The sequence below is a fragment of the Salipiger sp. IMCC34102 genome, assembly GCF_004145405.1.
Classification (GTDB): Bacteria; Pseudomonadota; Alphaproteobacteria; order Rhodobacterales; family Rhodobacteraceae; genus Loktanella.
Map to the genome: position 1 here is coordinate 100,336 of NZ_SELQ01000008.1, position 13,072 is coordinate 113,407.

14 protein-coding genes are annotated in these 13,072 nt (G+C 66.6%); 6 read left to right on the forward strand and 8 right to left on the reverse strand.

Annotated elements, in window-relative coordinates:
* Positions 1 to 12 precede the first annotated feature (12 nt).
* The 6 genes from EU805_RS14915 to EU805_RS14940 all read right to left on the reverse strand — a co-directional run bounded on the left by EU805_RS14915 (position 13) and on the right by EU805_RS14940 (position 3,843).
* Positions 13 to 249 (reverse strand): hypothetical protein, encoded by a 237-nt coding sequence (locus tag EU805_RS14915; protein WP_129764776.1) that lies wholly within the window; start codon positions 247 to 249, stop codon positions 13 to 15.
* A 126-nt stretch (positions 250 to 375) separates the two neighbouring features.
* Positions 376 to 2,112 carry an urease subunit alpha gene (gene ureC, locus EU805_RS14920; RefSeq protein WP_129764777.1) on the reverse strand — a complete coding sequence of 579 codons (1,737 nt, stop codon included), beginning with the start codon at positions 2,110 to 2,112 and terminating at the stop codon, positions 376 to 378.
* Between the two features lie 17 nt (positions 2,113 to 2,129).
* Positions 2,130 to 2,495: a lysozyme inhibitor LprI family protein gene (locus EU805_RS14925; protein ID WP_242494193.1), complete on the reverse strand. Its 366-nt coding sequence runs from the start codon at positions 2,493 to 2,495 to the stop codon at positions 2,130 to 2,132.
* A gap of 9 nt (positions 2,496 to 2,504) precedes the next feature.
* Positions 2,505 to 2,810 carry an urease subunit beta gene (locus tag EU805_RS14930; protein WP_129764778.1) on the reverse strand — a complete coding sequence of 102 codons (306 nt, stop codon included), beginning with the start codon at positions 2,808 to 2,810 and terminating at the stop codon, positions 2,505 to 2,507.
* A gap of 42 nt (positions 2,811 to 2,852) precedes the next feature.
* Positions 2,853 to 3,155, reverse strand: a complete 303-nt coding sequence (locus EU805_RS14935; protein WP_129764779.1) for an urease subunit gamma — start codon at positions 3,153 to 3,155, stop codon at positions 2,853 to 2,855.
* A gap of 1 nt (position 3,156) precedes the next feature.
* Positions 3,157 to 3,843, reverse strand: a complete 687-nt coding sequence (locus EU805_RS14940) for an urease accessory protein UreD (RefSeq protein WP_242494188.1) — start codon at positions 3,841 to 3,843, stop codon at positions 3,157 to 3,159.
* A gap of 515 nt (positions 3,844 to 4,358) precedes the next feature.
* On the opposite strand from EU805_RS14940, the gene EU805_RS14945 reads away from it, so the two are divergent.
* From EU805_RS14945 to EU805_RS14970, 6 genes are read left to right on the forward strand one after another with little or no spacing between them, the layout of a single operon-like run.
* Positions 4,359 to 7,247, forward strand: a complete 2,889-nt coding sequence (locus EU805_RS14945; RefSeq protein WP_129764781.1) for a monovalent cation/H+ antiporter subunit A — start codon at positions 4,359 to 4,361, stop codon at positions 7,245 to 7,247.
* A gap of 1 nt (position 7,248) precedes the next feature.
* A complete protein-coding gene (locus EU805_RS14950; RefSeq protein WP_129764782.1) occupies positions 7,249 to 7,608 on the forward strand; it encodes a Na+/H+ antiporter subunit C in 360 nt (119 codons plus the stop codon).
* A complete protein-coding gene (locus EU805_RS14955) occupies positions 7,605 to 9,236 on the forward strand; it encodes a monovalent cation/H+ antiporter subunit D (RefSeq protein WP_129764783.1) in 1,632 nt (543 codons plus the stop codon). The genes EU805_RS14950 and EU805_RS14955 overlap by 4 nt, the downstream gene beginning before the upstream one ends.
* 7 nt (positions 9,237 to 9,243) lie before the next feature.
* Complete coding sequence (locus EU805_RS14960; RefSeq protein ID WP_129764805.1) at positions 9,244 to 9,744, forward strand: Na+/H+ antiporter subunit E; 501 nt, start codon at positions 9,244 to 9,246, stop codon at positions 9,742 to 9,744.
* The gene (locus EU805_RS14965) at positions 9,741 to 10,010 is read left to right on the forward strand and encodes a K+/H+ antiporter subunit F (RefSeq protein WP_129764784.1); all 270 of its coding nucleotides are present in this window, start codon (positions 9,741 to 9,743) and stop codon (positions 10,008 to 10,010) included. Before EU805_RS14960 ends, EU805_RS14965 begins: the two co-directional genes overlap by 4 nt.
* Positions 10,007 to 10,366 (forward strand): Na+/H+ antiporter subunit G, encoded by a 360-nt coding sequence (locus EU805_RS14970; RefSeq protein WP_129764785.1) that lies wholly within the window; start codon positions 10,007 to 10,009, stop codon positions 10,364 to 10,366. Before EU805_RS14965 ends, EU805_RS14970 begins: the two co-directional genes overlap by 4 nt.
* Positions 10,367 to 10,410: 44 nt before the next feature.
* Here EU805_RS14970 and EU805_RS14975 read toward each other — a convergent pair whose 3' ends face one another.
* The gene (locus tag EU805_RS14975; protein WP_129764786.1) at positions 10,411 to 11,358 is read right to left on the reverse strand and encodes a ParB/RepB/Spo0J family partition protein; all 948 of its coding nucleotides are present in this window, start codon (positions 11,356 to 11,358) and stop codon (positions 10,411 to 10,413) included.
* Entirely contained in the window at positions 11,355 to 12,551 is a 1,197-nt protein-coding gene (locus EU805_RS14980) for an AAA family ATPase (protein ID WP_129764787.1), read from the reverse strand. Before EU805_RS14980 ends, EU805_RS14975 begins: the two co-directional genes overlap by 4 nt.
* Between the last annotated feature and the right edge of the window lie 521 nt (positions 12,552 to 13,072).

Below are 13,072 nucleotides of genomic sequence, written 5' to 3' on the forward strand. Positions count from 1 at the left end.
GCCGTGGGGGTATTATTGGAACATCAAGTCCCGGAAGACGTGCATCGGGATGTCGGCGCGCGTCAGGCCCATCTCGGCCAGTTCGGCGTCGGACTTGGCGTGCATCTTCTCCAGCTGGGCGGTCCGGCCACGGACCTCGCCGTAGGCTTCGATGCTGCGCCAGATGCTCTGGCCCAGGTCGGCCAGACGGTGCCGGAATGCGGTGAAGACGCTGTCGCCGCTGCGCAGGTCTGTCAGTTGATATGCCATGTCTTACCTCTTTGGGTGTTCGCGTTGGTTCGCTCCCTCGCCCATAGAAGTAAGTGGATCCGGCCATGCTCACCACGCACAGCTTTGCAATGCCGCGTTGCAGCAAGCGGGATGCTGCAGGCGCATTCAAAACAGGAAATAGCGCTGCGCCATGGGCAGCACCTCCGCTGGCTGGCAGGTCAGCAACTCTCCGTCGGCGCGCACCTCGTAGGTTTCGGGGTCGACTTCGACCACCGGCGTCGCGTCGTTGAGCTTGAGGTCCCGTTTGCCGATCGCCCGCGTGTTCTCCACCGCTAGCGTCTGCTTGGCCAGCCCCAGCGTCTCCCGGATGCCATCGGCCTGTGCGGCGGCCGAGACGAAGGTCACCGCCGAATGCTCCACCGACCGGCCGTAGGCCCCGAACATGGGCCGCGAGTAGACCGGCTGCGGCGTGGGGATCGAGGCATTGGGGTCCCCCATCTGCGCGCAGACGATCGTGCCGCCCATCAACACCATCTCGGGCTTCACGCCGAAGAAGGCGGGATCCCACAGCACGAGGTCCGCGCGCTTGCCTTTCTCCACCGACCCGATGTGGGCGCTGATCCCGTGCGCGATGGCAGGGTTGATCGTGTATTTCGCGATGTAGCGCCGAACGCGCAGGTTGTCGTTGTCGCCGGTCTCCTCGGCCAGGCGTCCGCGCTGCTTCTTCATCTTGTCGGCGGTCTGCCAGGTACGGATCAGCACCTCGCCCACGCGTCCCATGGCCTGTGAGTCGCTCGCGATGATCGAAAACGCGCCCATGTCATGCAGGATATCCTCCGCCGCGATGGTCTCGCGCCGGATGCGGCTTTCGGCGAAGGCGATGTCCTCGGGGATCGACTTGTCGAGGTGATGGCACACCATCAGCATGTCGAGGTGTTCTTCCACCGTGTTCACCGTGAAGGGCCGCGTCGGGTTGGTGGACGAGGGCAGCACGTGATCCTCGCCGCAGATCTTGATGATATCGGGCGCATGTCCGCCGCCCGCACCCTCGGTGTGGAAGGCATGGATCGTGCGGCCCTTCATCGCCTTCAACGTATGCTCGACAAACCCCGATTCATTCAGCGTGTCGGTATGGATCATCACCTGCACGTCCATGGCGTCGGCGACGCTCAGGCAGCAATCGATGGCCGCCGGCGTCGTCCCCCAATCCTCGTGCAGCTTCAGCGCGCAGGCGCCCGCGCGGACCTGTTCCTCCAGCGCGGCGGGCAGCGAGGCATTGCCCTTCCCCGCGAAGGCCAGGTTCATCGGAAAGGCATCCGCCGCCTGCAGCATCCGCCCGATATGCCAGGGTCCCGGCGTGCAGGTGGTGGCGAGCGTACCGTGCGCGGGTCCGGTGCCCCCGCCCAGCATGGTGGTCACGCCGGAATGCAGCGCGTCCTCCATCTGCTGGGGGCAGATGAAGTGAATGTGGCTGTCGAAGCCGCCCGCGGTCAGGATACGCCCCTCGCCCGCGATGACCTCAGTGCCCGGTCCGATGACGATATCGACGCCCGGCTGCGTGTCGGGATTACCGGCCTTGCCGATGGTCTGGATCAGCCCGTCGCGCAGGCCCACGTCGGCTTTCACGATCCCCGTCCAGTCCACGATCAGAGCGTTGGTGATGACCGTGTCGACCGCCCCCTCGGCCCGCGTGCGCTGGCTTTGACCCATGCCGTCGCGGATCACCTTGCCACCGCCGAACTTGACCTCCTCGCCGTAGCGCGGCGCGTTGCCGTCCCCGGCCAGGGCGGTCAGGTCCCGCTCCACCTCGATCCACAGGTCGGTATCGGCAAGCCGCACCCGGTCACCCAGGGTGGGTCCGAACATGGCGGCATAGGCCGCACGGGTCATTTTGGCCGACATCGGGATGTCCTTTCAGGTCAGGGTTCGCGGAACTGCCGCAGATCGTCTGTGCGGCGAAGGGTCAGCCGCTCGATACAATTCGCGTGCACCAGGGGTTGCAGGCTGCCACCGTCGTACCGCGCCGCCTCCGCCGCGCACTGCGCGTCGCGGAAACCCAGCCAGGCGCGCTGTGCTTCCAGAAGCACCTCCCCCAGCCCCCGCGCCTTTGCGAAGGACTGCGTCACGCGCCATTCGGCGTTCAGCAGGTCATCCGCCCGCGCGGCGGCCTCGGCGGCACAGATGTTCATGTCGGTCTGCGTTTGCGGATCGCTGCACGCGACCTCCTGCGCCGCCGCCGACGTGACCATGAGCGCAAGGCCGCCCGACAGGACCGCGGAAATCATCGCGCCCAACTACAGGTCCCCCATGACGGACTGGTTGAACCCGTAGACCCGGCGCGCACCGCTCAGCGCGATCAGCTCCACCTCGCGGCGCTGGCCCGGCTCGAACCGCACGGCGGTGCCCGCGGCGATGTTCAGCCGGTGCCCCCGCGCGGCCTCCCGATCGAAATCGAGAGCCGGATTGGTCTCGGCGAAATGGTAGTGGCTGCCGACCTGCACCGGGCGATCGCCGGTATTGGCCACCATCAGCGTGATCGTCGCACGCCCTTCGTTCAGGACGATATCGCCTTCTGCCGCTCTCACCTCGCCGGGTATCATGGCGCGCGCTCCCTCATTCATCTGGCCAAATAAACTCAAAACTCAACGGATCGGATCGTGCACCGTCACAAGCTTGGTGCCGTCGGGAAAAGTCGCCTCGACCTGCACGTCGTGGATCATCTCGGCCACGCCTTCCATGCACTGATCGCGGGTCACCACCTCGGCCCCCGCCTGCATCATCTCCGACACCGAACGTCCGTCGCGCGCGCCTTCGACCACCGCGTCGGTGATGAGCGCGATCGCCTCGGGGTGGTTCAGCTTCACGCCACGGGCCAGGCGCTTGCGCGCGACCTCTGCGGCCATGGCGACCAGAAGCTTGTCCTTCTCGCGCGGGCTCAGGTTCATCCTACAATCTCCAACTGGGCGGCAGGGGCGATCCTGCCAACAAAGACATGGCCCCCGCAAGGGCCGCGCGTAGCGCGTATCCGTCCTCCGCCAGGACCCGGGCGACGAGCAGTCCCGCACGCGGCGCGCTCACCCCGCCTGCCTCCCCGAGGGCGGCGCGCAGCGGCGCGACCAGCGCCGCGGCGGCCTCGTCCACCACCACCAGCGTGGCCATCGCGCCGGCCCCCGCCGCGACCCCGGGCCGCGCCAGCGTGTCCGCACCGTCAATCCGCGTGGCGTCGGTCAGCAGCGGCACACCGTCCCGCGTCACTTGGATCCGGTCGGTGAAGGTCACGCGGTCCAGCCGCTCGCCCGAAAGCTTGCGCCCGAAGACCACCGCCTCGGCAAGGAAGAGCCGCCCACCGGGGGCCACCTCGGCCTGCAACCGCCGGTCGAGCGCTGCGCCGTCGAACAGGATCGTCTCCTGCGGCACCCAATCGAGCCGCGCGCCGGGGGCCACGGTCAGGCGGTTCCGGGTCCGCGCGACACCTTCGCTCGCGCGGTAGATCCGCTCGGCCGCCTGGGTCGTCAGCGCCAGCGCGGCCCCGGGCGCGACCTCCAGCGACACCGCCAGCCGGTCGCCCCCCGTCACCCCGCCGGAGGTGTTCAGCAGCACCCCGGTCAGCGGATCGTTTCCCTTCGGAAACAACAGCTTCAGACAACCAAAGGTTCGCAATCGCCCGATCCCCGTGCCCGCCCCGCGCGGCCGTACCTCGAGCTCCGCCTGTCCGAGAGATCGAACGGCGGGACCTGTCACGGGCCGGATGTCGGTGAGCGTCGCGATGGGAGTCGATCCTTGAGAGGAAGCCGCAAGACTGCCCCCCGCCCCCGTAAAGTCAACCGGACCACGACCGCCCGCGCCGCCCCCTTTCGCCAATCGCCCAAAGTTTCGGCACGAAGACGCGATGTCGCGCGGTTTTCAAGCCGCTCCGGTCCGACCCCGCTCCACGACCCGCGCGAGGGCACGGCGCGCGCACCCCAAATGCGGATGCCGCGACACTCTATTACCGCCCCCTCTCCGTCCAAAGGCCTTACAAGAGGCCTTCGACCCAACGCCGTCGATTTTTGGCCCCGCGGCGCTTTTGCGCGTCCGGTTCCTCTCGCAAAGGCAGCCGCAATTTGCTAGCCACGGCGAAACCACCCCAACGAAGGTGATCTGACCCCTTGTCGCTTTTCCTGATCGCTTTGTTGCCGTTCCTCGGCGCGCTCTTGCCCGGTCTGATGATCCTCGCCGGACGACAGGCGTGCTTCGGGGCCACCTTCCTCGTCACGCTGACGGCCCTCGTCGGCCTGCTGACCCACGCTCCCGCCGTCCTTGGGGGGGAGGTCGTTCAGGCGCAACTGGCCTGGATCCCGGCGCTGGGGCTGAACGTGAACCTCTTCCTCGATCCCCTTGGGCTGTTCTTCGCCGGGCTGATCCTAGTGATCGGCCTGCTGGTCATCTACTACGCCCGCCACTACCTGTCGCGCGACGACAACATGGGCGAGTTCTACAGCTACCTGCTGCTGTTCCAGGGTGCCATGATCGGCATCGTCCTGTCCGACAACATCCTGATGTTGCTCGTGTTCTGGGAACTCACCTCGCTGTCGTCCTTCCTGCTCATCGGTTTCTGGAAGCACCTGCCCGCGGGCCGCCAGGGCGCGCGTATGGCGCTGGCCACGACCGGCATGGGCGGGCTTGCGCTGATCGGCGGCATGCTGATCCTGGGTCAGATCGCGGGCAGCTACGACCTCACGGTGATCCTCGAGAACCGGGAGGCGATCCAGGCCTCGCCGCTCTACCTGCCCGCGCTGGTGCTGATCCTGCTGGGCTGCTTCACCAAGTCCGCGCAGTTCCCGTTCCACTACTGGCTGCCGCACGCCATGGCCGCCCCCACGCCGGTGTCGGCCTACCTGCACTCGGCCACCATGGTGAAGGCGGGGCTCTTCCTGATGGCGCGCATGTGGCCCGTGCTCGCCGGGACAGAGGCCTGGACCTACATCGTCTGCACCGCGGGCCTGCTGACCATGGTGATCGGCGCCTTCATCGCCTTCTTCAAGCACGACCTGAAGGCGCTGCTCGCCTTCTCCACGATCTCGCACCTCGGGCTGATCGCCTTCCTCCTGGGCACCGGCACGCCCTTCGGCGCGATGACGGCGGTGTTCCACATCCTCAACCACGCCGCCTTCAAGGCCGCCCTCTTCATGACCGCGGGCATCGTCGATCACGAGGCGCATACCCGCGACATCCGCCGCCTGGGCGGGCTGCGTCACCTGATGCCGATCACCTTCGCCATCGCCACCTTCGCGGCGCTGGCCATGGCGGGTTTCCCGCTGCTGAACGGCTTCGTCTCGAAAGAGATGTTCCTCGAAGAGGCGCTGCACACGACGCTCTATTCCAGCCCGCTGCTTGCCGCGGGCGTGGCGACGGCGGGGGCGATCTTCTCGGCGGCCTACTCGTTCCGTTTCCTGGGCCACACCTTCCTGGGCCAGGAGCGTTACGACTACCCGCACAAGCCTCACGATCCGCCCGCCGGGCTGTGGCTGTCGCCCGCTTTGCTGATGATCCCGGTGATCGGGCTGGGCCTGGCCCCCTTCCTGGCCGAGCCCTTCGTGAAGATCGTCACCGGCGCCGTGATCGGCGATCCCGCCCTTGTGCCCAACTACCACCTTGCGATCTGGCACGGGTTCAAGCCGCCGCTCTACCTGTCCGCCGTGGCCATCCTGGGCGGCCTGCTGATGCTGCTGGCCTTCAACCCGCTGATGCGCGCCTGGGACGCCACCCCCCGGCCCGAGGCGAAATCGATCTTCGACGGGCTGATCGCCATGTCCGTGCGCGGCGCCAATGCCTTTGCCGAGCGGCTGCACGACGGCACCTTCACCCGCTACGCGGCGCTCATGATCGTGACCACGACGGGCGTGGGCTTCTACGCCTGGGTCACCGGCTCGACCCTGACCACCAGCCGCGAGATGCTGCCCCTCTCGCCCCCCGCGGTGGCGGGCTGGGCGATGCTGATGGCCGCCACCGGCTTCATCATCGTGGCCCACCACAACCGCCTTGCCGTGCTGATGCTGATGGGGATCGTCGGCCTGATGGTCTCGGTCGGCTTCGACTACTTCTCGGCCCCCGACCTCGCGCTCACGCAGATCTCGGTCGAGGTCGTCACCATCATCCTGCTCTTGCTGGCGCTGAACTTCCTGCCCAACGAGACCCCGCGCGAGACGTCGGGTATGCGCAAGACCCGCGACGCGGTGATCGCGGGCGCGGGCGGGCTTGCGGCGGGCGGGCTGATGTACACGATCCTGCGGTCGGACTTCCCGGCGCCCTCGATCTCGGATTACCACCTGGCCAATTCCTACAAGGGCGGCGGCGGCGACAACGTCGTCAACGTGATCCTCGTGGACTTCCGGGGCTTCGACACCTTCGGAGAGATCATCGTCCTGGGCATCGCCGCCGTCGTGATCTACGCCATGACGGAGGCGCTGCTGCGCTCCTCCGTCCGGGCGCGCCTGCTGAACCGCGGCTACGAGAGCGAGCGCGCGGGCGACGCGCACCCGTTGATGATGGTGGTGCTGACCCGCGTGATGATGCCCATCGTGCTGATGGTCGGCGTCTACGTCTTCCTGCGCGGTCACAACGAACCGGGCGGCGGATTCATCGCCGGCCTGATCGTCGCCATCGCGGTCCTGATGCAATACATGGCCAGCGGCTTCGCCTGGGCTGCGAACCGGCAGCGTTATCCCTACCACGGGATCATCGGCGCGGGCGTGCTGATCGCGGGACTGACCGGCATCGCCTCCTGGTTCACCGGGCATCCCTTCCTGACTTCGGCCTTCGGCTACTTCCGCATCCCGCCGCTCGAGGAATTTGAACTCGCGACCGCCATGGGGTTCGACCTGGGCGTCTTCCTGGCCGTCGTGGGCGCGGTGATGCTGAGCCTCGAATCCTTCTCGCGCCTGGCCCGGCGGCAGGACGACGAGACTTCGGACTACGCGATGGACATCGACCCCTCGCGCCCGGAAGAGCCGGAACCGCTGGGCACCCTGCGCCAGACCCCACGAGAGGACAGCTGACATGGAAGCACTCGTCGCCAGCGCCGTGGGGCTGCTGACCGCTGCCGGAATCTACCTGGTGCTGCGGCTCAGGACCTTTCCGGTGATCATCGGCACCTCGCTTCTGACCTATGCCGTCAACATCTTCCTCTTCGGCTCGGGCCGCCTGCTGCCCGACGCGCCCGCCGTGCTGCGCGACGGGGTCGATGTCTATACCGATCCGCTGCCGCAAGCGCTGGTGCTGACGGCGATCGTGATCTCCTTCGGGATGACGGCCGTGGTGGTCATCATCGCGCTGGGGTCCTGGCTGTCCAATGACGACGACCGGGTCGACGCCCCGGCCCTGCAACAAGAGAACGAGACGGTGGACCCGCGCGCATGACCCACTGGATCGTCCTTCCCGTCGTCTTGCCCGCGATGCTGGCCGCCGTCCTGGTGCTGGTCACGCGCTATCACCCGGTGCTGCAGCGCACCTTCAGCATGGCCGGCACGCTGGGCCTGCTCGCGCTGGCGCTGGGTCTGTTCTGGCGCGCCTCCGACGGGACAATCGACATCTACCAGCTGGGCCATTGGCCCGCGCCCTTCGGGATCGTCCTGGTGGCGGACCGGCTGTCGACGCTGATGGTGCTCATCACCGCCACCCTCGCCCCGCTGGTGCTGCTCTACGCCATAGGTTCCGGCTGGGACAAGCGGGGTTGGCATTTTCACGCGCTCTTCCAGTTCCAGCTGATGGGGATCATGGGCGCATTCCTGACGGGCGACTTGTTCAACCTCTTCGTCTTCTTCGAGGTTCTGCTGATCGCCTCCTACGGGCTGATGATCCACGCGGGCGGGGCCGCACGGTTGCGCGCGGGCGTGCAATACGTGCTCTACAACCTTCTGGGCTCGACGCTCTTTCTCTTCGCGCTCGGCACGATCTACGCCCAGACCGGCACGCTGAACATGGCCGACCTCGCGTTGCGCGTCTCGGTCCTGTCGGCGGACGACACCGGCGGCATCCGCGTCGCGGCGGTCCTGCTGCTGCTCGTCTTCGCGATCAAGGCGGCCCTTCTGCCGCTGCACTTCTGGCTTCCCGCCTCCTACGCCGAGGCCCCTGCCCCGGTCGCGGCCCTCTTCTCCATCATGACCAAGGTCGGCGCCTACGGGATCATCCGGGTCTACACGCTGATCTTTCCCCCCACGCTGGAGACGACGCAGGGCCTGATGGGCACATGGCTTCTGCCCGCGGCCGTGCTGACGCTGGCCATGGGCATGATCGGCGTGCTGGGCGCGGCGCGGCTCGACCGGCTGGTGGCCTTCTCGGTCATCGGCTCCATGGGAATGCTGCTGAGCGCCGTAGGCGTCTTCACCCCCGACGGCATCTCGGCCGCGCTCTACTACGCGGTGCATTCGACCTTCGCCGCCGCCGCGCTGTTCCTGCTGGTGGACGTGCTGCGCGACCGGCGCGGCGACGTGGGCGCGCACCTGCGCGACGCCGGCGTCATCACCGGCGGGCCGCTGATCGCGGGCCTGTTCTTCGTCGCCGCCATCGTCATGACCGGACTGCCGCCGCTGTCGGGCTTCGTCGGCAAGCTTCTGGTCATGCAATCGGCCTGGGGCCACGGGTTGCACTGGTGGGTCTGGGGCGCGGTGCTGGGCGGATCGCTGATCGCGGTGGTGGGCTTCGCGCGCGCGGGCTCGCAGATCTTCTGGCGCAGCCACCAGGTCATGGTGGCAGAGGTTCCCGACGGCGACACGCTCCCCCCCGTCGAAGCGGAAGAGAGCAATCCCGACCTGCCCGCCCCCACGCCGCCCCGGACCCCCGTGGTCGCCATCGGTGGCGTGATCGCGGTGATCGTGGGCCTCACGATCTTCGCGGGTCCGGTCACGGCCACGATGCAGGCCACCGCCGACCAGCTCTTCACGCCCGCGCCCTACATCGACGTGGTGCTGAACACCGAAGGCAAGCAGATCCCGAGCGCCGATTACGCCGACACCCCCGACGTCGACCTGGAAGAGGAGGGTTACTGACATGCCCATGCGCCTGTTCTACCGCGTCTTCCCGCACCCGTTCCTGACGCTTCTGCTGATCGTCGTCTGGTGCCTCCTGGTGAACTCGATCAGCTACGGCACCGTGGTCATGGGGCTGATCCTTGGCTTCCTGATCCCGATCATCACCGCCCCCTACTGGCCCAACCGGCCGCCCCTGCCGAAGCCCTGGCTTCTGGTGAGCTACTTCTTCGTCGTGGTCTGGGACATCCTCGTGGCCAACGTCGAGGTCGCGCTCGTGGTGCTCTTCAAGCCCAATTCGCGGATGCGTTCGAACTGGGTCGTGATCCCGCTCGAGCTGCGTACGCCCGAGGCGATCAGCATGCTCGCCGGCACCATCACCCTGACCCCCGGCACGGTCAGTGCCGATCTCTCCGCCGACGGCACGGCGCTGCTGGTGCATGCGCTGGACGCCGACGACCCGGAAGAGGTCGCCCGCGACATCAAGGCCCGCTACGAATCCCGGCTGAAAAGGATCTTCGAGGCATGATCGACATCGCCCTTTACATCGCCATGGCCGTGGTCGGCCTCAGCCAGGTCATGGCCATGGTGCGCCTGCTGAAAGGCCCCATGGTCGGCGACCGGATCCTCGCACTCGACACGATGGTCGTGAACGCCATCGCGATGATCATCCTCGTCGGCATGCACTGGGGCACGCAGATCTACTTCGAAAGCGCGCTCATCTTCGCCATGCTGGGCTTCGTCTCGACGGTGGCGCTCTGCCGTTTCGTGCTGCGGGGGGACATCATCGAATGACGCTGATCCTGGACATCCTGATCGTCGTGCTGATCGGCATCGGCGCCACCTTCCTGCTCATCGGAAGCTACGGGCTGATCAAGCTACCCGACCCGATGTCGCGGCTGCACGCGCCGACGAAATCCTCCACGCTGGGGGTGGGGTCGCTGCTCATCGCCTCGATGCTGAACGCATGGGTGCACCACGATCCTTCCGTGCACGAGGTGCTGGTCATGGCGTTCCTCTTCGTCAGCGCGCCGATCTCGGGCAACTTCATCTCGAAGACGCACCTGCACATGCGGCGCAACGACACCGATCTGCCCTGCCCCCCGGAAGAGAAATCCTGGGCCAGCACGGCACCGGTGAAAAACGACTAACCGACTGATTTCGCAGCAAGATCGGCCCGATTGCCAATTGGCAATCAGCCTTTTCGCGATTTGAGGTATTCCTCGACCGCGGCCCGAAGCGCCTTGTCCGGCAAGGTGGCCGAGAAGCGCAGCGCGTGAACCTTGCCCTGCTTCTTCAGGGACACGTTGCCAAGCGGATGGGTGAAAAGCTCGTCGTGCGCGCGCCGCTTCCGGGGCGCCTTGCCCGCCGTCTTGAGCGCGCTCATCACCTCCGCGGCGGTGGCCCCCTGCCCCGCCAACCGGTCGGCTTCCTCCAGCACGCGGGTCGCGGCATCGCTGTCGACCATCACCGCCCGCAACTGCCGCGCGTGCACCTCTCGCAGCTCGCGGATCGAGGGGAAGGCCGCGACGATGCGCGGGTCCAGTTTCGCCAGTTGCAGGAACCGCGACAAAAACCCGGGCGAGACTTGAAGCCGCTCCGCCATGACCTTCTGCTGCCCGCCGTAATACATCTCGCAGGCGCGGGCGTAGTCGCGGGCCCGCTCGAAGTCGCTGATGTCCTCGCGGTCGCGGTTTTCGATATCGGCGAGGCGGAAGGCTTCCTCGTCGGTCAGGTCGCGCTCCTCGATGAGGTAGCGGAACTGGGGGTAGTTGTTGGCCCGCAGCCAGCTGACCGCGAAGTGCCGCCGGGCACCGCAGATGACCTCGTATTCCGCATCGCCGCCCGAAAGCCGCCGCACGATGGCGGGGAATTCCTGTTGCCCTTGCGCCTTCATCCCCTCGATGAGGTCGGCGCAATTCTCTGCCGTCAGCAGATCGTAGGCGCGGTTGTGCCCCTCCCACATGACGCAGGTCGCGGGATCGACGAGACGCAGGACCTTCTCCTGCCGCCCCCCCGCCGCCTGTTCGGCCATGGTGGTCGAGCGTTTCAGAAACCGGGCGGAGCCGCGCGGTTCGGGCGTCTCGTCGGCCCCGAGGTCCGACAGGATGTCGTCGAAGATGGCGTCGTGTTTCTTGCTCACAGGATCCCCTCCTTGCGCAGGCGTGGCAAATGACTGGGCCAGGTCTTGCGGATCTCGGTTTCGATCTCGCGGCCCACGGCGTCCAGGTAGACGCGGCAGCGCTTGTGCGTCTCGGTCCGCGTGGCGGCACCGGTCAGCTCGTACACCGTCATCAGGTTGGCGGCGGCGTTGTCGATTTCGGCACTGTCCTTGAGGACCGCGTTCAGCATGTCCTGCGGGAACACCGCATCCATCATCCGCTTGATCGCCTGATGCGCGCTTTTCTGGTCATTCATCTTGGTCGCGAGGATCTTAACGAAGTCATACCCCCGCGCACCCCCGTGTTCGGCCAATTCCCCAAGGGTCGAGGACATCATCCGCAGGAAATGCGCCGTCGACCCGAAGTCGATGTTGTTCGGCGGGGCCGGCACGACGATCGCATTGGCCGCCCGCAACACCGAGAGAGAGATCATCCCGAGCGCCGGCGGCGGGTCCAGCAGGATCACGTCGAACTGGTCGGAAATCGTCTCTATTCCCGTGCGTAGTCTATCAAGGACGAAATCCTGCTCGCGCACCATGCGGGCCGCGAATTCGTATTCCGCGTCGTAGAGCCCAAGGTTCGCCGGGATCAGCGCGATCCCCGGCCAGTAGGTCGCGCGCAGGGCATAGTGCAGCGTCGCGGGCCCTCCATGACGAAAGAACGGGTAGAGCGTGTCCTCCTCCTCGTCGACGTCCACGTCCGGGTTCAGCCCGAAGACGCTGGTGGTCGACGCCTGGCTGTCGCAATCCACCACGCAGACGCGGTAGCCCTTCTGCGCCAGATACTGCGCCAGGTGCGCCACGACGGTCGACTTGCCGACGCCGCCCTTGAAGTTCTGCACCGCCAGAACCATCGCCGGATCGTCCGCCGCACGGTGCGGCAGCGTGCCGAAGACCTGGCGCATCCGGTTCACGTCTTCCAGGCTGTAGCCGGTGCGCCGGTTGGTGTCGGGGTCCTTGTCCGGTGCCGGCAGGCGCCCGTCGCCTTCGGCATCGCGGATCGCCTTCTCGGTCCGGCCGACCATCTCGGCCGCGGTGCGCACGTTGTAGCGCACGTCCAGCGTCTTCGCCGTGCCGGGAGAGAAGACGCGCGCGCGCAGCTTCTCGATCACCCGACCGGCGCGACTGGCGAGCGCGTCGATTTCGGGCAAGGCGATGGGGTAATCCTGTGGCATGGTATCCGCTCTTGTTTTGCTTGCAGGATGCCGAATGCGACCTGTGCTTACAAGTACGGAGTTTGAAGGTGGGGCCATCAAAAAGCGAACCTTTGGGCAGCGTGTCGTAGAGACCGCACTTTTGGCGTCGCAGTCGTGTCTGCGGTCAAGTTTGGGCGCACCATCAACGCTTGCCTCACCCAAATCGACCTAAAAATCCAAAACCCCGCTGTTCAGATATTCGGATTCTCCTGTTCGGGCGCGCCACCCCCCTGCCCCGCTTGGCGCCATCCCGCTTGACGCTTACGCTTCGGGACGGTTTGCCTTACGGGTCGGGTGAGGTGGCGATACCTTTGGGGTGATCTGTCCTTACGCCCCGGGTGGCCGAAAACTTACGGATCGGGTGGGCCATCTCGCGCGAATCGGGGCCTGCCAGAAACCCCTGTTTTAGTGCCTTTGCCGATTCGCGCCGGGCCTTGGTCGGCGTCTGAAACCTTACGAACCGGGTGCCCTGCCCCAAACTTGACTTACGCGGCTGTCCA

Bases quoted from the DNA above. Each gene is read 5' to 3' on its own strand.
- EU805_RS14980 (WP_129764787.1), bottom strand. From the start codon at position 12,551: ATGCCACAGGATTACCCCATCGCCTTGCCCGAAATCGACGCGCTCGCC.
- EU805_RS14960 (WP_129764805.1), top strand. From the start codon at position 9,244: ATGCGCCTGTTCTACCGCGTCTTCCCGCACCCGTTCCTGACGCTTCTG.
- EU805_RS14970 (WP_129764785.1), top strand. From the start codon at position 10,007: ATGACGCTGATCCTGGACATCCTGATCGTCGTGCTGATCGGCATCGGC.
- EU805_RS14935 (WP_129764779.1), bottom strand. From the start codon at position 3,155: ATGAACCTGAGCCCGCGCGAGAAGGACAAGCTTCTGGTCGCCATGGCC.
- EU805_RS14950 (WP_129764782.1), top strand. From the start codon at position 7,249: ATGGAAGCACTCGTCGCCAGCGCCGTGGGGCTGCTGACCGCTGCCGGA.
- EU805_RS14930 (WP_129764778.1), bottom strand. From the start codon at position 2,810: ATGATACCCGGCGAGGTGAGAGCGGCAGAAGGCGATATCGTCCTGAAC.
- ureC (WP_129764777.1), bottom strand. From the start codon at position 2,112: ATGTCGGCCAAAATGACCCGTGCGGCCTATGCCGCCATGTTCGGACCC.
- EU805_RS14965 (WP_129764784.1), top strand. From the start codon at position 9,741: ATGATCGACATCGCCCTTTACATCGCCATGGCCGTGGTCGGCCTCAGC.
- EU805_RS14925 (WP_242494193.1), bottom strand. From the start codon at position 2,495: ATGATTTCCGCGGTCCTGTCGGGCGGCCTTGCGCTCATGGTCACGTCG.
- EU805_RS14915 (WP_129764776.1), bottom strand. From the start codon at position 249: ATGGCATATCAACTGACAGACCTGCGCAGCGGCGACAGCGTCTTCACC.
- EU805_RS14955 (WP_129764783.1), top strand. From the start codon at position 7,605: ATGACCCACTGGATCGTCCTTCCCGTCGTCTTGCCCGCGATGCTGGCC.